Consider the following 19,100-nt stretch of genomic DNA (forward strand, 5'->3'; position numbering starts at 1 on the left):
GCCGTTTTGTTGGATTGCGTTCTCGCAAATGCTACTGAATCACGACGACCTTGGTGCTTTTACCCGGTTTGACCCGGGAATAAAGATCGATGATATCCTGGTTCATGAGACGGATGCAGCCGGACGAGGCGGCCGTGCCGATCGACTTCCATTCTGGCGTGCCGTGCAGCCGGTAGAGCGTGTCCTTGCCGTTGTTGTCGAACAGGTAGAGCGCGCGCGCGCCTAGCGGGTTGCCGAGACCCGGCGCCTGGCCGCCATCGGCGTATTTCTTAAGCCGCGGATCGCGGGCGATCATTTCCTTCGGCGGATGCCAGCGCGGCCAGGGCTGCTTCCAGGACACATAGGCCTCGCCTTCCCAGGCGAAGCCGGCGCGACCGACGCCAATACCGTAACGCATCGCCTTGTTGCCCGGCATGACATAGTAGAGGTGCCGGCTGCGGGTATCCACGACGATGGTTCCGGGCTTTTCCTTCGTCCGGTAGGTGACAATCTGTCGGTGAAACTGTGTTGGAACCCGCTCAATGGGAACCGCAGGAATTGTGTAGCCGCCATCCTTGACGGCTCCGTACTCGCTGGTGAATACCCGTTCTGTAAACTGCGGCCCGCTTGTCGTACATCCGGCCAGCGCAGTTGCGGCGGCCAGTCCCAGAAAAGCGAGAGCCCCTCTTCTATCAACTAAAGTCACACATGTCCCCTATTGCGATCGCTGCGAACAAACTCTGCAATAGTCACGGTTTATTTGTATAAATCCCGAATTGGCAAGTGCTTCCTGATATAGATGAATCAAAAAACTGTCATTCTCCTTGCCAGTATGTCTTTCCTACAACTGTCCGCCGGCGGTTCCCATCAGACGGATGGAGCGGTATCATGGAACGAAACCGCAACAAAGGAGTCGCATCACCGTTTTTGATTATGACGATCGTATCGCCCCATCCGGAACCCACACTTGTAGACGGTCGCCAGTCCGAACGGGCTTTGCTCGTGCGACGCGGCGTTCAGAAGCTGTTGCGCGACATGCAGCACGCCATGTTGCCGGAACTCAGCCTCGCAAGCGGAAGGCGGGCGGATCTCATCTCGCTATCCGCCAAGGGAGAAATCTGGATCGTCGAGATCAAATCATCGATCGAGGACTTCCGGGTCGATTCCAAGTGGCCAGACTATCGGCTGCATTGCGATCGGCTGTTTTTCGCCACGCATCCGGGCGTGCCTCTGGAAATCTTTCCCGATGACTGCGGGATGATTCTGTCGGACGGTTACGACGCCGAGATCATGCGCGACGCCCCGGAACATCGGCTGCCGCCGGCTACCCGCAAGGCGCTTACGCTGCGGTTCGCCCGCGCGAGCGCCGACAGGCTCCTTTTTGCCGAACATCTTGCCTATCAGCAGGCTGTGGATGACGGCCTGAAATGATCAGGAAAACTCAGCGCGGCGCGCGCTTTGCAAGAATACGCTGCAATGTCCGGCGGTGCATGTTGAGCCGCCTTGCCGTTTCCGACACGTTTCGATCGCACATTTCATAGACACGCTGAATATGTTCCCAGCGTACGCGGTCTGCCGACATCGGGTTTTCCGGCGGCTCGACCTTCTCTCCCGGCTTGCAGGTCAGGGCCGCGAACACATCGTCCGCGTCTGCGGGTTTCGACAGATAGTCGATCGCGCCGAGTTTTACCGCATTCACGGCGGTCGCGATATTGCCGTAGCCAGTCAGCATCACGATCCGCGTATCCTCGCGAACCTTGCGGAGCGCCTCGATCAGTTCGAGGCCATTTCCATCCTCGAGCCGCAAGTCGATAACCGCATATTTCGGCGGTTTGCTCCGGATCGCCGCGCGTCCTTCTGCGATTGATTCGGCGAGAGCCACGTCGAAACCGCGGGTTTCCATGGCACGGCCGAGACGACGGACGAACGGCCCGTCATCATCGACGAGCAGAAGCGACCGGTCCTCGCCGAGAATCTCGTCTGCTTCGCTCTCTGGCGCCATGCTCATCAGATCGTTTCCTGTATTGTTGATAGCTACATAAGGCTCTGAAACAAAAAAGCCAATAGTGTCGCACCCCGTCCGGCGATCAGGATTCCGCGTCAGCCACCATCGCTTTTCTCGGCCAGGCAATTGTCACCTGCGCGCCGCCGTCCGCGGCATTGGAAAAGGCCAACGTCGCGCCCGAGCGCTCAAGCAGGGTTTTTGCGATGAACAGTCCCAGGCCCATGCCTCCGGCGCTTGAATTCGCGTTGCGCGATCGCCTGGTGACATAGGGGTCTCCGATGCGCGCCAGCACCTCCGGGGCAAATCCCGGGCCGTCATCGGTAATTGTGACGCGGACGCAGTTCTTGTCGGAACGGGTTTCGATGCGCACGACAGAACCGGCGAAGTCGACGGCGTTCTCCACCAGATTGCCAAGGCCATGAACGATACCGGCGTTGCGCCTGCCGACCGGCTCGCCGCCATCTTCGAAACTGTGCTCGACCTGGATCTCCACGCCAAACTCTCGATGTGGCGCGATCACTTCCTCAATAAGCGACGTGAGTGGAAGGTTGCGCAGATGCGCCTCACCCGAACTGGAGAGTGTGGTGAGCCTGCGAATGATGTCGCGGCAACGCTCGCTCTGGCTTTTCAGAAGATGCACGTCCTCGCCATAGCGTTCATCGCCGCCGAGCGCCTTTTCCATTTCACGCGCGATGATGGTGATCGTGGCGAGAGGCGACCCGAGTTCATGGGCTGCCGCAGCCGCCAGGCCATCGAGCGCGGAAAGGTGTTGTTCACGCTGCAGGGCGAATTCCGTGGCGGCGAGCGCCTGTGCAAGTTCCTGGCCTTCAGCCGAAACGCGATAGGCGTAGAAGGCGGCGAAGGCCGATGTCGAGACGATGGCGATCCAGGAGCCGGCAAGCAAAACTGGCGGTAATTTGAACACGGCGCCTTCATGCCAGGGCAACGGCCAGTGGTAGAAGGCAATTACGGTGACAGCGGCGACCGCCACGCAGCCGACGATTACAACATATCGCACCGGTAGCGACGCAGACGCGATAATCACCGGAACGCACATTAGAAGGGAAAACGGATTGTCGAGACCGCCGGTCATATAGAGCAGACCCGACAGTTGGAGCGTATCGAAGCTGAGGATCAGCGTCGAGGTCGCCGGCTCCAGCCGATGGGTGGTCGTATAGCAAATCCTCAAAACCACGTTGAAGACGGCAAGCAGCGCGATCAGGGCGAAACAGGCGGCGACCGGGACATCGAATCCAAGACCGTATGCGACGCCCAGCACGGTCACGCTCTGGCCAATGATGGCGAGCACGCGCAGCCGGATCAGTGTCTGGATGCGAAGCCTGCCGGAATCGCGCGCTGCGTCGATATAGGTCGAATATTCCATAGCCATGAAACTGATCTAACCTGCCGAGATCATAAGTCTACCGTCTTTTGTAATGTTTGGCGCGGCTTGTCGGCTCGGCGGCTCCGGGATCCTCCGGCCAGTGATGTTTCGGATAGCGTCCGCGCATGTCGGCGCGGACGTCCCGCCACGAGCCGGTCCAGAAACCGGGCAGATCGCGGGTGGTCTGGATCGGCCTGTGGGCGGGCGAAAGCAGTTCAAGAACCAGCGGCGCGGAGCCCCCGGCAATGGCCGGATGACTTTTCAGCCCGAACAGTTCCTGCACGCGCACGGAGAGCGCTGGCGCGTCGCCGGAATAGTTGACCGGCAGCCGGGAACCCGCTGGTGTTGTGAAATGCGTCGGGGCGAGCCGATCGATCTGCGCCAGAAGGGAAGGATCGACCAGCGAGCGAAGACCGTGCGACAGGGCTGAACCGTCGATCTCCCGGATGGACGTCGCGTTCGGTTGGAAGGGCTCAAACCACCTGTCCATGTCCTTTGCGAGCGCGTCGTCCGAAAGATCCGGCCATTCATCGCCGAGCGTGCGACGCAGCCATTCGATCCTGTCGCGCAGGTGCTGGCATTCCCGGCTCCAGGGCAGTGTATTCAGTCCTGCCTTGCGAATGCCTTCCGCAAGAGCGCGCGACGCTTCGGCGCCAGCCTTGACCGGCAATGCGGCTTCGCCGAGGAGAAGCTTGCCGAGACGCTTGACGCGCCGCGCCCGTACAGCGCCGCTGTCTGCGTCAAACCGGAATTCCTCGCTTTCCTCAATGCGGGAGGCGATATCGGTCATGTCGATCCGCGCCGCCGACAGGATGCGCTGCGAAGCGGCATGCCCTGTGAGATCGGTCACCACCAGCAATTCTTCGTTCGATATCGGATCGCTCTCCTCCAGAAAGGCGCCGCGGCCATTGGCGAGGCTGTAGAAGCGGCGTCCATGGTCGATGCCGCGCCGCATTGCCACCCGGTCGGGATACCCCGCGAGCAATAGGGGGCCCGCTGCGATTTGTTCGTCTTTCCCTGCGCCGCCGGACTTGACGGTGATGCGCTGTGCTAGCGAACGGGCGGATTTCGCCCGCGGACTGCTGTCGCTGCGGAAACGGGAGAGACGGTGCTCCAGATCCGTCGCGTTGCCGCCAAGCCCCTGCTCGCCTTCAAGCACGGCCAGTTGCGCGGCTGTGGTCGCCGCGCCTGTCTCCGCAGCCGCGATCACGATGGCCGCGAGACGCGCCGGCAGGCCGAGACGCCGCATCATCACGCCCTTCGGGGTTATTGCAAAGCTGTAATCGATCGCGCCAAGCGAAACCAGCAGTTTGCGGGCCTCGGCAATGGCCGCCGTCGGTGGCGGATCGATCAGTGCAAGGCGCGACGGATCGGTCACGCCCCAGGAGGCGCAGTCGAGCACGAAACCGCTCAGGTCGCTCGCAAGGATCGCCGGCGGCGTGAAGGCGAACATGGAATCCGTCTGTTCGCGTCGCCACAACCGGATCGCGACGCCCGGCGCGGTCCGTCCGGCGCGGCCGGCGCGCTGGTCAGCTGAGGCGCGCGACACCCGAACGGTTTCCAGACGGGTGATCCCGGTTGATGCTTCATGCACAGGCAAGCGCTGCAACCCGCTATCGAGGACGATCCTCACGCCTTCGATTGTGATTGACGTTTCGGCGATCGACGTGGCGAGAACGATTTTACGCCGTCCCTGTTCGGCCGGCCGGATCGCGGCGTCCTGTTCGGCGCCCGAAAGGTTGCCGAAGAGCGGCGCGATCACGGCGTCGCCCGGCAGATCCTTCACCAGCGCTTCGGCCGTTCGCCTGATTTCGGCCTGGCCCGGCAGAAAAGCGAGTATGGAGCCCTCTTCCGTATCGAGCGTCCGGCGGATGATGCGCGCCATGTAGGCTGCGATATCAATCCCGGAAGGGCGCTCCTCATAACGCAGATCGACCGGAAAGCTGCGGCCTGCGCTTTCAATCGCCGGCGCATCGCCGAGTATGGCGGAGACGCGCGCGACGTCGAGCGTAGCCGACATCACGAGAATTCTGAGATCTTCGCGCAGCGCCGATTGCACGTCGAGCGCCAGCGCCAGTCCAAAATCGGCGTCAAGCGACCGCTCGTGAAACTCGTCGAAAATGACGAGAGAGACGCCGGGCAGTTCGGGTTCGTCGAGCAGCATGCGGGTGAAGACGCCTTCCGTCACCACCTCGATACGGGTGTCGCCGGATACCCGCGTATCAAGCCGCGTCCTGTAACCGACGGTTTCGCCGGCCTTTTCGCCGAGAAGGCGCGCCATCTGCCGGGCGCTGGCCCTCGCCGCCAGTCTGCGCGGCTCCAGCATGATGAATCGCCCCTGCTTCGCCCAGGGCTGATCGAGCAGATGGAGCGGGACCAGCGTCGTCTTGCCAGCGCCCGGCGGCGCGGCAAGCACCACATTTTGCGACTGCTCCATCGCCGACGAGAGGTCGGGCAGGGCGTCGCTGACGGGAAGGCGGGGAAGCTCGGGTTTCATGGTCTGCCGGTTGCGATAATGGCTTCCCTGTCTATCAGTTGCGGACGGCTTGCGGCAATCCGCCCTTCCTGATCAATCGGCGCTCGCTATCACGAGGCAGGTGGGCTACATAGATCAGGATTGGTTCACACTGGATTGACGGAGCTGGACATGGGCGAAACCGTCCGCAAGACACTAGTGCTGACGGGCGCGAGCCGTGGAATAGGACATGCGACGGTCAAACGGTTCTCGCGCGATGGCTGGCGGGTGATAACCTGTTCAAGGCAGTCCTTCGCCGAAAACTGTCCGTGGCCGGCTGGTCCGGAGGACCATATCAAAATTGACCTTTCCGATCAGGAGGACGTCGGAAGCGCAGTCGCTGAAATCCGCCATCGCCTGGAAAAAGAGGGCGGACGGCTGGACGCGCTGGTCAACAACGCCGGCATCTCCCCCAAAACAGAAGACGGCACGCGCATGAACTCGCTGGAAACGCCCATGCATGTGTGGCGAGATGTCTTTCAGGTCAATTTCTTTGCGCCCATCATGCTTGCCCGCGGCCTGTTCAGGGAACTGGAGACAGCGAAAGGCTCGGTCGTCAACGTAACCTCGATCGTTGGCTCTCGCGTACACCCTTTCGCTGGAACCGCCTATGCGACGTCCAAGGCGGCGCTTGCCTCGCTGACGCGTGAAATGGCGGCGGATTTTGGGCCGCACGGCATTCGCGTCAACGCCATCGCACCCGGTGAAATCGAGACCGCGATCCTGTCGCCCGGAACCGACAAGATCGTCGAGAACATTCCCCTGCGCAGGCTGGGAACGACGGCCGAAGTGGCCGAGACTATCTTCTTTCTGTGCAGCAGCGCGTCATCTTACGTGACGGGCAGCGAGATCCACATCAATGGCGGCCAGCACGTTTAGTGGGCAGAGTCGAACCGGCCGATACGGACGCCGTAGTGGACCGCGAGGCCATAGTCGGGGTCATCGTCGGAATCGATCATCAACTGGCCTGCTTTCGAGAGCAATGCGTGACAGTCGCGCGACAGGTGTCGCAATTCCAGACGTATGCCCGCCGCTTCATATTTCGAGGCGAGCGCTTCGATCGCCTGCAGCGCAGACTGGTCTGCGACCCGCGATGACTTAAAATCGACGATGACGTGATCGGGATCCTCGTCAGGCTTGAAGAGTTCCTGAAAGCCGGCCGCGGAACCGAAGAACAGCGGTCCCTCGATGCTGTAAATGCGGGCGTCGTCCGTATCCTCGACAGTCGCCCGGATCCGCGTTGCGTTGCTCCAGGCATAGGCAAGCGCCGATATGATGACGCCGGCTACCACCGCGATGGCGAGATCCGTCAGGACGGTGATGATCGTAACCAGAATAATGACGGCGGCGTCAATGCGCGGCACGCGCGTGATAATCGTGAAGCTCTTCCAGGCGAAGGTGCCGATCACCACCATGAACATCACGCCGACGAGTGCGGCGAGCGGGATCTGTTCGATCATGGACGATGCGAACAGGATGAAGCTCAACAGCAAGACGGCCGCCGTAATGCCGGACAGGCGTGTCCGCGCCCCGGATTCGACGTTGATTATCGACTGTCCGATCATTGCGCAACCGCCCATGCCACCGAAGAATCCGGTCACCACATTGGCTGCGCCCTGCGCTACGCATTCCTGCGACGCGCCGCCGCGCGTGCCGGTTTTCTCGCCGACAAGGTTGAAGGTCAGAAGGCTTTCGATCAGGCCGATCGCGGCCAAAATGATTGAGTAGGGCAGGATGATTTCAAGTGTTTCCAGCGTGAAGGGAACAGATGGGATCGCGAATTCCGGCAGTCCGCCGGCGATCGACGCCATGTCGCCGACGCGGGGAACCGGAATGTCAAAACCGATCACCATGGCGGCCACGACCAGGATGGCTGCGAGCGGCGCTGGGACCAGACGGGTCAGGCGCGGCACAAAATGGATCACGACCATCGTCAAGGCGACGAGGCCCAGCATGTAGACAAGCGGCAATCCGCTGATCCACGACTTGACGCCGTCGGGGCCCGTCACCTTGAACTGCGCGAACTGCGCCAGGAAGATCACGATCGCAAGCCCATTGACGAAGCCGAGCATCACCGGATGCGGCACGAGCCGGATGAACCGGCCGAGCCGGAAAATTCCGGCGACAATCTGCAACATTCCCATCAGCACGACGGCGGCGAAAAGATAGTTGACGCCGTGGCTGGCGACAAGCGACACCATCACGACGGCCAGGGCTCCGGTCGCGCCCGAGATCATGCCCGGACGGCCGCCGAAAACGGAGGTGATCAGGCAGACGATGAAGGCGGCGTAGAGGCCGACCAGTGGATTGACGCCTGCGACAAAGGCGAAGGCGACGGCCTCTGGCACGAGGGCGAGAGCGACGGTCAGTCCGGAAAGTATTTCAATGCGAATACGGTCCGAATTCAGGGGAAACTGGTCCTGGTTTCGCATCCTGCGTATCGGCATGCTGATGGCTGCGTAGGCTGGCTTGAGCAAAGAATCGTCCAAATGTGGGTGAGGGAATGCTTGGTTTCGCGCGCACCTTATTGCACCGCACAAAAAAAGGCTACCTTGAAATTTGCCCTGCAAAGCTCCCATGCGCATATGAATGATGAAAACGGACGTTGACTCCAAGTGTGATCACACATATCACCACGGCATGACAGAACATATTCAGGTCGCCGAAACCGGGTCAGCGCCCGCCGGTTTGCACGGCAACGCCATTCTTCGCAATCCGGGCATGCCGCTGGAACTCGATTGGGTCAACGAGGTCCGCATCAACACGTCCGCCGTGGAACGGCGTTGCGCGACGCTGGCCGGACGCCGGTCCGTCAAGAAGGACGCCCAGGCAGGCTGGTTGCTGAAAGCAGTCACCTGTATTGATCTCACGACGCTGAATGGCGATGATACAGCCAACCGCGTCAAACGGCTCTGCGCCAAGGCAATGCGCCCGATCCGGCCGGATATTCTGGATGCGCTTGGCGTCGCCGATCGGCGCATTTCAACCGGCGCCGTTTGCGTTTATCACCGGTTCGTCGCGACCGCCGTCGAGGCTCTCGTAGGCAGCATGATCCCTGTCGCAGCTGTTTCCACCGGATTTCCGGCTGGTCTTGCCCCGCATGACACAAAGGTCCGGGAGATCGAGGCGTCGGTCGCGGACGGCGCGGGGGAGATCGACATCGTGATCACCCGCGAACATGTGCTGACCGGCGACTGGAAAGCGCTCTACAATGAGATGCGGGATTATCGCGCGGCCTGCGGCGACGCGCACGTCAAGGCGATATTGGCGACCGGCGACCTCAGGACGCTGCGCAATGTCGCCAAGGCGTCTCTGGTTTGCATGATGGCGGGCGCTGATTTCATCAAGACGTCCACCGGCAAGGAGAGCGCCAACGCGACTCTGCCTGTCAGCCTCGTCATGCTGAGAATGATCCGCGAGTACCATGCGCGCACCGGCCAACTGATCGGGTTCAAACCGGCCGGAGGGATTTCGACAGCCAAGGATGTACTGGCCTACCTGATTCTGATGAAGGAGGAACTGGGCCGGCGCTGGCTGGAGCCGGATCTCTTGCGCTTCGGAGCCTCATCGCTGCTGGCCGACATAGAACGTCAGCTTGAGCATCACGTCACTGGCCGTTACTCGGCCTTCAACCGCCATCCGATGGGCTGAGGACAAGTATCATGTCAGTAGCAGACTATCTCGACAGCATGGATTACGGACCCGCCCCGGAAGACGACGGCAATGCGCGCAGCTGGCTGGCTGCGCACAACGGGCGATTCGGCCATTTCATCAATGGGCGCTTCACCGAGCCGAAAGGAAAGAGCTTCGAAACGATCGAGCCGGCGACCGGAAATATCCTGGCCACCGTCGCGCTCGGCGCCGAGGCTGACATTGACGCAGCGGTTGCGGCGGCGGCGAAAGCCCAGTCGTCCTGGCAGGCGATCGGCGGAAAGAAGCGCGCTCGGCACATCTACGCGCTCGCCCGCATGGTGCAGCGTCATGCGCGACTGTTCGCCGTGCTTGAAGCGCTCGACAACGGCAAGCCGATCCGCGAAACACGCGATCTCGATGTTCCGCTGGTCGCGAGACATTTCTATCACCACGCCGGCTGGGCGGAACTGCAGGATACGGAGTTCTCCGATTACCAGCCGATTGGCGTTATCGGCCAGATCATTCCGTGGAATTTCCCGCTCCTGATGCTTGCCTGGAAGGTTGCGCCGGCGCTGGCGCTCGGCAACACGGTTGTGCTGAAGCCGGCTGAATCGACGCCGCTCACCGCACTGCTCTTCGCAGAGCTTGCCTCGAAAGCGGACCTGCCTGCCGGAGTGCTCAACGTCGTGACCGGCGACGGATCCACCGGCTCCCTTCTTGTCGGACACGATAAGGTCGGCAAGATCGCCTTCACCGGTTCTACGGATGTTGGCCGCAGGATTCGCGCTGAAACCGCCGGCAGTGGTAAATCGTTGACGCTCGAGCTCGGGGGCAAATCGCCCTTCATCGTCTTCGACGACGCTGATCTCGAAAGCGCCATCGAGGGCGTCGTGGACGCGATCTGGTTCAATCAGGGTCAGGTATGCTGCGCAGGCTCGCGACTTCTGGTGCAGGAAAGCATCCATGACCGCTTCATCGAGCGGCTGAAGCAGCGCATGACGACGCTGCGCGTCGGCCATCCGCTTGACAAGGCGATCGACATGGGCGCCGTCATCGAGGAGCGCCAACTCGAACGCATCCGCGCGCTGGTCGCAAAGGGCGTCGAGGAGGGCGCGACTGCGTTTTCGCCGCCAATCGAGATGCCCGAAGATGGGTGTTTTCATCCGCCGACACTGCTGACAGGCGTCGAGCCGGCCTCGACGGTCGCGACCGAAGAGATCTTCGGGCCAGTCATGGTCGCAATGTCATTCCGTACTCCGGACGAGGCGGTCGCGCTCGCCAACAACACCCGCTACGGGCTCGCGGCCAGCATCTGGAGCGAGCAGATCAGTCTCGCGCTCGACATAGCTCCAAAGCTGAAGGCCGGTGTGGTTTGGGTCAACGCCACGAACCTGTTTGACGCCGGCGTGGGTTTCGGCGGCTACCGCGAATCGGGCTACGGACGCGAGGGCGGTCGCGAGGGCGTGTTCGAATATCTGAAGCCGAAAGCCTTTGCGGCGCGCAAACCGCGCAAGCCTCTGCCGCCCGTTCCTGAAGCAGACGCCGACGCGAGCTTCGAGCCGATGGCGATCGACCGCACAGCCAAGCTTTTCATAGGCGGCAAGCAGGTCCGTCCGGATGGCAATTATTCGCTGCCCGTGATTTCGCCGAAGGGCAAGATCATCGGAGAGGTCGGCGAAGGAAACCGCAAGGACATTCGCAATGCGGTGGAAGCCGCCCGCAAGGCCGAAGGCTGGGGCAAGGCGGCCACGCATCTCAGAGCCCAGATCCTCTATTATCTGGCCGAGAATCTCGCCGTTCGCGAAAAGGAATTCGCAAGCCGGCTTGTTGATATGACCGGAGCGCGCAAGAGCGAGGCGGAGAAGGAAGTGGCCGCCGCAATCGAGCGTCTTTTCACCTACGCCGCGTGGGCCGACAAATATGACGGTGCGGTGCATTCGCCGCCGCTTCGCGGCGTCGCTCTCGCCATGAACGAACCGGTCGGCGTAGCCGGCGTCGTCTGTCCGCCGGAGGCGCCGCTGCTGGGTTTCGTCAGCCTTGTCGCGCCGCTGGTCGCAATGGGAAATCCTGTCGTCGCCGTTCCCAGCGAACGATACGGATTGATGGCGGCCGATCTCTACCAGGTGCTGGAGACGTCCGACGTGCCCGCCGGGGTCATCAATGTCGTGACAGGCGCTTCGAAAGCGCTGGCGAAAACGCTCATCGAACACGCCGACGTCGACGTGGTTTGGGCATTCGGATCGATGGAGTTGTCCGAGATGGCGGAAGCCCTGTCCGTCAGCAACATGAAGCGGACCTTCGTCGACAATGGCCTCGCCACCGACTGGTACGACGCCGCCCAGGCCGAAGGGCGTGAATTTCTGCGCCAGGCTGTCCAGGTCAAGAACATCTGGATTCCCTATGGGGAGTAGGTCCGAACTGATCTCGACCGGGCTCGAGACAGTTGAACGGACCACGCTGCAGGACCAGATCTACCGGCAACTGCGCCAGCGCATCATGTCGGGCTTCTTTCTTCCGGGCCAGTCGCTGAGCCTGCGCTCGGTCGCCGAAGCCGTCGGCGCCTCGGTCATGCCGGTGCGCGATGCACTGAGACGGCTTGAGACGGAAAACGCGCTCGTCGCGGGTCACAACAGGGCGCTGGAAATCCCGCGGCTGGACAGGGCTTCCTTGCGTGAAATCGGGCAAATGCGGATCGCGCTCGAGGGGCTTGCCGTCGAGCGGGCCGCCGCCTCGATCGGGAGCGACAAAATAGAAGCGCTTCATCGTTTGTGCAATGAAATGGACGTCGGTATCGCGGACGGGGACACCGAAGCCTATCTCACCGCAAACTGGGCGTTTCACAGCCACATCTATCGCGCGGCGCCGGCCGAGATGTTGCTTGCCTTCATCGAAAGCCTCTGGCTTCGCATGGGCCCCTGGTTTCGCGTCGTCGCGCTCGACGGCGCCCATCTCGACCGGGCCATGATTTTCCACGGGGCAATCGTCGATGCGTTTGCGCGAGGCGATGTCGCTGCAGCGCGGGAAGGCGTCGTCGGCGATATCGAGGCAGCGGTTTGCGATCTCGAAAAGTGGCTCGGCGAAAACGGCCACTGATCGCTCGATCTCCACCTTGTTATGCGGGAACCATTTTGGCGAGAAAGGTGTTTTTCTCCTGAAGGAGTTTAAACGATGCGCACACGTACATTGATCGCCGCAGTCATCGCACTGCCATTGAACGCTGTTCTTTTCGGAACAGGCGCTGTAATCGCCCTTTCCCTGCCGTATCCGGATGAATACCTGAAATACGTGCTACCCGCCGTGATTCTTTTGAGTCTGATCGTGACAGTTCCGGTCGCACGGAAGCTGGCGCCGCGTTTGAGTGTACGGAACGACTACTATCCTGCACTGTTCAAGAAGCCGTCGTGACTATTGAGGAGCACTCTGATCGAAATTCCGGGTGTCTCTCAATCCGCCGCTATAGTCGATTTTCATGGATGGTTTCCCGGGCGTAATCAGGGTCGCCTCGCCTTCTTTCAACCCACTCTTCCAGGTCGCCTTGAGGATTCGTCGGTCCGGGTAGGCAAGAACGCCCGGACCATGTCTTTCGCCCTTGTTCCAGGAGCCGGAATAGCTGAAGCCGTCCGGATAGGTCTCGAATCCGTTTCCGTCGCGCAATCCCGCTTTCCAGCCTCCGGAATAGTAGGGTTTTCCGGAACCGATCAAACGCCCATCTCCGTGAAATAGCCCGCGCTTGAAACTTCCGAAATATTTGCTGCCGTCGGCAAGTTCCAACTCGCCGTCCCCATCGGCGCGATCGTGACGGAATTCGCCACGGTATCGATACGCGCCGTCAACCTCGAGAACGCCGGATCCCCTCCATTTGCCAAATCGGTATTCGCCGGAATAGCTGCCCCAGTTCGCGCGCTCTACTCCGCGACCATGCTTTCTGTCGCCTTTCCACGTTCCCTCATAGACCCCGTCATTGACGGTTATCATCATCCCGGAGCCGTCGCGGCGTCCTTTCTTCCAGTAACCGTGATAGGTGTCGCCGTTTGGCCAGATCATTGTTCCAAGGCCGTATGGGACGCCGTCACTAAGGTCGCCCGAATATTGGCGCCCATCCTCGAACGTCACTGTTCCAGGCGTCGGCCTCGCAACGGGAACGGGCACGATGCCTGGGGTCGCAAATGTGGCCGGGATTGATTTCTGCTCGAAATCAATTCCCGTTCCCTTTACGTATTTCTTGTCCAGCCATTTCAGATCGTCCGCGTCGGCTTCTGTGACGAACAGCGTCGCCTCATGCCCGAAGCCAAGTCCTGCCATATAAAAACCGACGAGGGCGTTGCCCTGCGCTTTTCGCGTATTTTCGTCGTAGGAATTGTGGAAACCGACCCTCGCTCCATCCTGAATGTAGCGCTTGACGCCGCCGAGCCAGATCAGACCGCATGAGGAGGCGCATCTCCCCTCGGCATAGGTGTCGAGCTCCCTCTCGCGAATTGTATTTCCAATGCGCAGCGCGACGTAGGTTCTGCCGCCGTCGGACGCCAGCCTGACAAGTTTCGGGGGATCGCTTTTCGCGCTATCGAGAATTTCTATGAAGGTTTCAGCGTCGCCAACCTCGATATCGCCGGTGATGCGTATCTGATCGCCGGCGAGCGTGATATCCGCAGCGTACACCGTTCCGGAAGCACATGCCGTCATGATCAGCGCCAGCAACACGCCAATGATCCGGATCGGCGAAATTCCGGGACGGATTTCAAAGTTCGCAGACATACTCAGCCGTGAACACATTAATCTTTCTCTTGTTCGACACGATGCAACCGTCGGTGAAAACGCCGGACCCGCGCAGTTTGCCGGCGGCGTCGAAATATTCCGCGTCACCGTTCGGCAAGTCATTGGCGAATTCTCCAACGACGCGCCCGAGCCTTGGTGATTCGAATTCGCCTTTGCCGCTCCGCATGCCGTTAACCCAGCCGCCCTTGTAAACGCTGCCGTCGGCGTAGAAGTAGGAGCCCTGACCCTGTCTGTAGCCAAAGACGAACTCTCCGGAATAGCGGTCGCCGTTTGCCGGGTGCGCGCCTTCCCAGCGTTCGCCGCCGCGACCGCTGATCTGCCCTTCGCTGGTCTGTCCATAGTAGATGTAAGCGGCGGGTTTTCCATCGAGGGTGAACGACACTTTCAGTGTCCCGATCCCATCAACATAGCCGCCTATGCATGAGCCGCTCCATTCGAGCGACGCTTGTGATCGGACGACTGGCGTCCAGACTCTGCAGTCTTCGGCGTCCGTGGTTTGCCAGCCGGCTTTGCTGGCGCCGCTCCGGCCATGGATTTGGCTGATCAGGTCTGACGGAACCTTGCCTTTCTCGATCAACCCGTAGTCCCGCGCAAAAGCGGTGACTGCTCTGTGCGTTCGCCCCCCAAAGCGCCCGTCAACAATGCCCGCTTTGTAGTGAAGCGCGTTGAGGCGCTTCTGCAAGGCGGCGATTTCAGATTTGTCCAGCCCGGCCGTGACCGATCCGATTGCGACGAATTCGATTTCCTCACGTCCGTCGCCCTCCCTCGGTTCCCCGTCGCCGGTTAGCTTGTCATTCTCCCAGACGCCGGCGATGACAGTCCCGTCCTTGCGCTTCAGGACGCCCGGCCCATTCTTGCGGCCATTTACGAACCATCCGGAAAAGCGAACGCCGTCGGACTGGAGGAGGACGCCGCTTCCTTCCGGTTTGCCGTCCTTCAGCGTCCCCCGATACTCCGTTCCATCCGCGAGTGTTTTCCGGGACGCGGTTTGCGTGCTTTTCGCCAAACTGCGACGGTCGATTTCGGGAGGCGCGCTGCTTTCGTCCTTGACGCGGTTCAGCGTAACCTGTGTTCCCTCGTCCCAAATTCCCTTGAAGATATCGCCGTCCGCCGTTTCCAACGTTCCACGGCCATGCATCTTCCCGGCCTTGAATCGGCCGGTGAACTGGTCTCCTTCTACGGTTTCCACAGTCATCGGTCCTTGCGGCCGACCATTGGAGAATTTGCCGGAATAGACATCGCCGCTCCTGGTGACGAGCACGCCAGTTCCATGCGGCGCGCCGTCCCGTTCCTGGCCCTCGTAGTTTTGATAATCCGGTCGAAACAGCGGAACGGAGGCAGGCGTGGGCGTCTCAGCGGGTTGCGAGACGGCGTCGGTTGGTGGGGGCGGGACAACAAACCTTTCCGGATCGCCAGTGCTCTTTCCGCGCCGTGCCTCAAGGACGACGGCGATATCGGAAACGTCGAGCGCCAGTCCTGTCAGATACTGGATCAGAACGATCGACCGCCTGGAAACCGTCTCGTTGTCCGCATGGTCGGAAGAGAAGTCCAGGCCGCCGTCTTCCGGCAGTGTGCGATGCCGCCCGGCAAGCCAGATCAGGCTACACAGATTAGAGCAGTCATCAAGGCCGGTGGTTGTGGTCAGTTCCGCCTCGCGAATCATCGTTCCAATCGCTATTGCGGCGTCGAAATCTCCCGATGTTACGTTGACGACAATCGGCGCGGCCCCATTAGCGGAAGCTGTGATGGCGCGGAACCGCGCCAGGTCGCCTTTGAAGACAGATCCCGAGTAGACGATGTTTCCGTTTGTTACGTCGAAATTGCCTGCCAGTGCGTAGGCGGACGCCGAAGACAGCCAGAAAAGGATACAGAATAAGCGGAGGAGCATCAGTTGTGGGCATCGTGTAGTTGTTCAATTATTCCGGGATATTTGCAGCTTTCCGTGTCGCCCACAAGTTGCTTAATGATCATTGCTAGTAAAAAGAAGAATTGGCCAGAACTGCAACGAGCGGCTGGCTAAGTCTGCTGGCCGGCGCTATGAACGATCCGATTTGCAAAGTGGAGAGTTCGGATGCCGTCATCACGCCGTACATTTCTTTTGCTAGCCGGCGCGGCCGTCTTGCCGGTATCCGGGTGCCTGTCCATGTCGGACGCGGATGTGCGCGACGTGCCGGTCAATGCCGGCGCAGCGGCCTCCGCCATCAATGGCCACAGGGCGAGCAAGGGACTGCCGCCTCTGCAACACGACGCCCGGCTCGATGCGGTCTCGGCCGACATGGCGCGCCATATCGCCCGCCGAGACAGCATGAACACCCGCGCGCACAGCGCCAGAGGTCTTTCGTCGCGGCTGGATGGCGCCGGTTACCCGACCTATGCCGGCGCGGAAAATCTCGGCGCGGGCTACACGTCGCTCGGCCACGCCATGGATGGGTGGAAGGGATCGCGCGATCACGACAAGAATCTTCTGAACCGCCATGTCACCCGATTCGGTATCGCAAGGGCCTCGCGTCTGGATGGGCGATACCGCAATTTCTGGGTGTTGACACTTGCCCGCCCGGCATCCGACGGACGTCCGACGGTCTGAGCGTTCAGGACGAATAGGCGATCGCGTTGAGCGCCACGCCGCCGGTCGCAGCGACCAGCACGACGATCCATGGCGGTGTTTTCCATGCGGTCAACAGCACGAAGCAGGACAGCGCCAGAGCAAAATCGTAAGGTCCGTTGACCGCTCCAACAAAAACGGGATTGTAGAGCGCTGCGCCCAGAATGCCGACAACCGCCGCGTTGGCGCCGCGCATAAGGGCCTGCGCGTCAGGGCGCTTTCGAAAACTGTCCCAGAACGGTAGTACGCCAACCAGCAGCAGGAAGCCCGGGAGGAAGATCGCCACGAGGGCGATCGCGGCGCCGGCGACGCCGTGCGGTTGCGGGCCGAGAATTGCGCCAAGATAGCCGGCAAAAGTGAAGAGTGGGCCGGGGACCGCCTGTGCGGCCCCATAGCCTGCGAGAAAGTCGGAGCGACTGACCCAGCCATTTCCGACAATTTCGGTTTCCAGCAACGGCAGCACCACGTGGCCGCCGCCGAAGACAAGAAAGCCGGCGCGATAAAACGCGTCAAATACCGCGAGTCCCTGAAGCGACCCGGACGCCGCCAGGATTGGCAGGATGACGAGCAGTACGAAAAACAGCGCGATCAGCAGCGCGCCAATCGCCCGCGGAATCATGAATTCGATGTGATGCGAGATCGCTTGCGATTGATCCCGGCACAGCAGCATCCCGCAGGCCGCTCCTGCGAGTATAGCGAGGACCTGTCCTGCAGATCCCGCGACAAAGATCACGATCAGAACGGCGCCAAGCGCAATGCTGGCGCGCGTGCGATCCGGCGTCAGAGTTCTGGCCATGCCCCAGACGGCTTGCGCCACAATCGCCACCGCCACAAGTTTGAGACCGGCGATGACGCCCTCTCCGATAGTACCCGATAGAAAGACGGCGCCATAGGCAATGCAAATCAGAAGTATCGCGGAGGGCAGGGTAAAGGCGACCCAGGCCGCGAGTGCGCCGAGCGCTCCGCCGCGAAACAGTCCTAGAGCAAAACCCACCTGGCTTGACGCTGGACCCGGGAGAAACTGGCAAAGCGCGACAAGATCGCCATAGGCCTTGTCGTCGATCCAATTTCGCCTTGTCACCAGTTCGTCGCGAAAGTAACCAAGATGCGCGATCGGTCCGCCGAATGAGGTTAACCCGAGCTTTAGAAATGCTGTGAAAACTTCGCCAGCGCTGCCTTGAGCCGTCCGCGTGGTCGATGGTTTCGTCACTTTCTGGTTTCTCCTTGCCGAAGATGCGGTCATGCCGGTGCTTGCGGAATGTAATAATTGTCGTATTTGGGCTGGAACGGGTTCGCAATCAAAACTATGGTCTGCCCGGTGATCCCGACTGCGATGGGAAAGGCGCCGTGAGGGTGGCCGCTTCCTGACGGTCGGCGCCGGAGCCTGAATAAATATGCTTGTTGCTGGAGAGAACGCCGATGACGAACCGCTTCACTTGGTCCTGGAAGTTGCTGGTTGCTTCAGCCGTTCTCTGCTCTGTCGGATTGGCGGCGCTTGACGCCCGTGCTTCCTGCAGCAGCAATCCCGCGCCAGGCGTCGACTGGTCTGATTGCCGCAAACGCAACCTTATACTCAGCGACACCGATCTTTCGGGAGCGAATATGAGCGGGTCGGAGTTGATCTCCACGGACCTTCGCCACGCCAAGCTGGACGGCGCCAATCTCGAAAGGGCCGATCTGCTCCGCACGGTGTTCCACGGGTCATCCCTGGTTGGAGCAAATTTCATGAAGGCCGCCGGATACAGGGCTGACTTCTCAAATGCGGATTTGACGGACGCGAGTTTCGAAAAGTCGGAGATGCAGCGGACGGGTTTCACTGCTGCGACCCTTGTCAACGTCAATTTTTCGAAGGCGTCGCTCGGTCGCGCCCGTTTCAACGACGCAACGATCGAAGACGTCAATTTTGATTTCTCGATCCTTGCCAGAGCGGATTTCCGGGGCGCTGCGATGTCCGGCTCGATCAATTTCAGCAACGCCTTTGTCTATCTGGCGCGTTTTGAGGGCGTGGATCTCACAAACGCGGAAGGCCTTGTCCAGAGTCAGATCGACATGAGCTGTGGCGATACGGAAACCGTCCTGCCCGACGGGCTTGATCCATCCTCGGCCTGGCCCTGCAGCGACGAGGACCAGTAAGCGCAAAGGGTCCAACCAGTAATGATATACGTTAGTCCACCAAATCGCTTTGCAACTTGATTCTGATTTCGACTAG

At 60.7% G+C, this 19,100-nt stretch carries 16 protein-coding genes; 8 read left to right on the forward strand and 8 right to left on the reverse strand.

The annotated features are described in order from the left end of the window. Positions 1 to 31: 31 nt before the first annotated feature. Complete coding sequence (locus AAFN47_RS22150) at positions 32 to 685, reverse strand: L,D-transpeptidase (protein ID WP_499811440.1); 654 nt, start codon at positions 683 to 685, stop codon at positions 32 to 34. A 227-nt stretch (positions 686 to 912) separates the two neighbouring features. On the opposite strand from AAFN47_RS22150, the gene AAFN47_RS22155 reads away from it, so the two are divergent. Continuing rightward, positions 913 to 1,410, forward strand: coding sequence for an MmcB family DNA repair protein (locus tag AAFN47_RS22155; protein ID WP_499811441.1), 498 nt, complete (start codon positions 913 to 915; stop codon positions 1,408 to 1,410). Between the two features lie 10 nt (positions 1,411 to 1,420). Here AAFN47_RS22155 and AAFN47_RS22160 read toward each other — a convergent pair whose 3' ends face one another. From AAFN47_RS22160 to hrpB, 3 genes are all read right to left on the reverse strand, one after another. Next, positions 1,421 to 1,987, reverse strand: a complete 567-nt coding sequence (locus AAFN47_RS22160; protein ID WP_499811442.1) for an ActR/PrrA/RegA family redox response regulator transcription factor — start codon at positions 1,985 to 1,987, stop codon at positions 1,421 to 1,423. Positions 1,988 to 2,066: 79 nt separating this feature from the next. After that, the gene (locus tag AAFN47_RS22165) at positions 2,067 to 3,368 is read right to left on the reverse strand and encodes an ActS/PrrB/RegB family redox-sensitive histidine kinase (RefSeq protein WP_499811465.1); all 1,302 of its coding nucleotides are present in this window, start codon (positions 3,366 to 3,368) and stop codon (positions 2,067 to 2,069) included. A gap of 37 nt (positions 3,369 to 3,405) precedes the next feature. Beyond that, positions 3,406 to 5,865: an ATP-dependent helicase HrpB gene (gene hrpB, locus AAFN47_RS22170; RefSeq protein ID WP_499811443.1), complete on the reverse strand. Its 2,460-nt coding sequence runs from the start codon at positions 5,863 to 5,865 to the stop codon at positions 3,406 to 3,408. A gap of 150 nt (positions 5,866 to 6,015) precedes the next feature. Here hrpB and AAFN47_RS22175 point away from each other — a divergent pair, with 150 nt between their 5' ends. Beyond that, the gene (locus AAFN47_RS22175; protein ID WP_499811444.1) at positions 6,016 to 6,762 is read left to right on the forward strand and encodes an SDR family NAD(P)-dependent oxidoreductase; all 747 of its coding nucleotides are present in this window, start codon (positions 6,016 to 6,018) and stop codon (positions 6,760 to 6,762) included. Here AAFN47_RS22175 and AAFN47_RS22180 read toward each other — a convergent pair. After that, a complete protein-coding gene (locus AAFN47_RS22180) occupies positions 6,759 to 8,315 on the reverse strand; it encodes a SulP family inorganic anion transporter (RefSeq protein ID WP_499811466.1) in 1,557 nt (518 codons plus the stop codon). The genes AAFN47_RS22175 and AAFN47_RS22180 overlap by 4 nt on opposite strands. Before the next feature lie 289 nt (positions 8,316 to 8,604). On the opposite strand from AAFN47_RS22180, the gene deoC reads away from it, so the two are divergent. The 4 genes from deoC to AAFN47_RS22200 all read left to right on the forward strand — a co-directional run bounded on the left by deoC (position 8,605) and on the right by AAFN47_RS22200 (position 12,921). Then, complete coding sequence (gene deoC, locus AAFN47_RS22185; protein WP_499811467.1) at positions 8,605 to 9,534, forward strand: deoxyribose-phosphate aldolase; 930 nt, start codon at positions 8,605 to 8,607, stop codon at positions 9,532 to 9,534. An 11-nt stretch (positions 9,535 to 9,545) separates the two neighbouring features. Continuing rightward, a complete protein-coding gene (locus tag AAFN47_RS22190) occupies positions 9,546 to 11,927 on the forward strand; it encodes an aldehyde dehydrogenase family protein (protein WP_499811445.1) in 2,382 nt (793 codons plus the stop codon). Then, positions 11,917 to 12,609, forward strand: a complete 693-nt coding sequence (locus tag AAFN47_RS22195; protein ID WP_499811446.1) for a GntR family transcriptional regulator — start codon at positions 11,917 to 11,919, stop codon at positions 12,607 to 12,609. The genes AAFN47_RS22190 and AAFN47_RS22195 overlap by 11 nt, the downstream gene beginning before the upstream one ends. 75 nt (positions 12,610 to 12,684) lie before the next feature. Next, on the forward strand, positions 12,685 to 12,921 hold the full coding sequence (locus tag AAFN47_RS22200) for a hypothetical protein (protein ID WP_499811447.1): 237 nt from the start codon (positions 12,685 to 12,687) through the stop codon (positions 12,919 to 12,921). Here AAFN47_RS22200 and AAFN47_RS22205 read toward each other — a convergent pair whose 3' ends face one another. Together AAFN47_RS22205 and AAFN47_RS22210 are read right to left on the reverse strand one after the other, a co-directional pair. Further along, positions 12,922 to 14,268 carry a hypothetical protein gene (locus AAFN47_RS22205; RefSeq protein WP_499811448.1) on the reverse strand — a complete coding sequence of 449 codons (1,347 nt, stop codon included), beginning with the start codon at positions 14,266 to 14,268 and terminating at the stop codon, positions 12,922 to 12,924. Continuing rightward, on the reverse strand, positions 14,252 to 16,177 hold the full coding sequence (locus AAFN47_RS22210; protein WP_499811449.1) for a peptidoglycan-binding protein: 1,926 nt from the start codon (positions 16,175 to 16,177) through the stop codon (positions 14,252 to 14,254). Before AAFN47_RS22210 ends, AAFN47_RS22205 begins: the two co-directional genes overlap by 17 nt. Before the next feature lie 183 nt (positions 16,178 to 16,360). Here AAFN47_RS22210 and AAFN47_RS22215 point away from each other — a divergent pair, with 183 nt between their 5' ends. Beyond that, positions 16,361 to 16,873 (forward strand): CAP domain-containing protein, encoded by a 513-nt coding sequence (locus tag AAFN47_RS22215; RefSeq protein ID WP_499811450.1) that lies wholly within the window; start codon positions 16,361 to 16,363, stop codon positions 16,871 to 16,873. A 4-nt stretch (positions 16,874 to 16,877) separates the two neighbouring features. Here the strand turns inward: AAFN47_RS22215 and chrA are convergent, their stop codons facing one another. Next, on the reverse strand, positions 16,878 to 18,134 hold the full coding sequence (gene chrA / locus AAFN47_RS22220; protein ID WP_499811451.1) for a chromate efflux transporter: 1,257 nt from the start codon (positions 18,132 to 18,134) through the stop codon (positions 16,878 to 16,880). 176 nt (positions 18,135 to 18,310) lie between these two features. Here chrA and AAFN47_RS22225 point away from each other — a divergent pair, with 176 nt between their 5' ends. Then, positions 18,311 to 19,024, forward strand: coding sequence for a pentapeptide repeat-containing protein (locus AAFN47_RS22225; RefSeq protein WP_499811452.1), 714 nt, complete (start codon positions 18,311 to 18,313; stop codon positions 19,022 to 19,024). The last annotated feature ends 76 nt before the right edge of the window (positions 19,025 to 19,100 follow it).

Source organism: Hoeflea sp. CAU 1731, from assembly GCF_039888615.1.
Classification (GTDB): domain Bacteria; phylum Pseudomonadota; class Alphaproteobacteria; order Rhizobiales; family Rhizobiaceae; genus Flavimaribacter.

Excerpts from the sequence above, each read along its gene's own strand:
- chrA (WP_499811451.1), bottom strand. The coding sequence starts at position 18,134 with ATGACCGCATCTTCGGCAAGGAGAAACCAGAAAGTGACGAAACCATCG.
- deoC (WP_499811467.1), top strand. The coding sequence starts at position 8,605 with ATGCCGCTGGAACTCGATTGGGTCAACGAGGTCCGCATCAACACGTCC.
- AAFN47_RS22205 (WP_499811448.1), bottom strand. The coding sequence starts at position 14,268 with ATGTCTGCGAACTTTGAAATCCGTCCCGGAATTTCGCCGATCCGGATC.
- AAFN47_RS22225 (WP_499811452.1), top strand. The coding sequence starts at position 18,311 with ATGACGAACCGCTTCACTTGGTCCTGGAAGTTGCTGGTTGCTTCAGCC.
- AAFN47_RS22200 (WP_499811447.1), top strand. The coding sequence starts at position 12,685 with ATGCGCACACGTACATTGATCGCCGCAGTCATCGCACTGCCATTGAAC.
- AAFN47_RS22165 (WP_499811465.1), bottom strand. The coding sequence starts at position 3,368 with ATGGAATATTCGACCTATATCGACGCAGCGCGCGATTCCGGCAGGCTT.
- AAFN47_RS22160 (WP_499811442.1), bottom strand. The coding sequence starts at position 1,987 with ATGAGCATGGCGCCAGAGAGCGAAGCAGACGAGATTCTCGGCGAGGAC.
- AAFN47_RS22195 (WP_499811446.1), top strand. The coding sequence starts at position 11,917 with ATGGGGAGTAGGTCCGAACTGATCTCGACCGGGCTCGAGACAGTTGAA.
- AAFN47_RS22190 (WP_499811445.1), top strand. The coding sequence starts at position 9,546 with ATGTCAGTAGCAGACTATCTCGACAGCATGGATTACGGACCCGCCCCG.
- AAFN47_RS22175 (WP_499811444.1), top strand. The coding sequence starts at position 6,016 with ATGGGCGAAACCGTCCGCAAGACACTAGTGCTGACGGGCGCGAGCCGT.
- AAFN47_RS22155 (WP_499811441.1), top strand. The coding sequence starts at position 913 with ATGACGATCGTATCGCCCCATCCGGAACCCACACTTGTAGACGGTCGC.
- hrpB (WP_499811443.1), bottom strand. The coding sequence starts at position 5,865 with ATGAAACCCGAGCTTCCCCGCCTTCCCGTCAGCGACGCCCTGCCCGAC.
- AAFN47_RS22215 (WP_499811450.1), top strand. The coding sequence starts at position 16,361 with ATGCCGTCATCACGCCGTACATTTCTTTTGCTAGCCGGCGCGGCCGTC.
- AAFN47_RS22210 (WP_499811449.1), bottom strand. The coding sequence starts at position 16,177 with ATGCTCCTCCGCTTATTCTGTATCCTTTTCTGGCTGTCTTCGGCGTCC.
- AAFN47_RS22180 (WP_499811466.1), bottom strand. The coding sequence starts at position 8,315 with ATGCGAAACCAGGACCAGTTTCCCCTGAATTCGGACCGTATTCGCATT.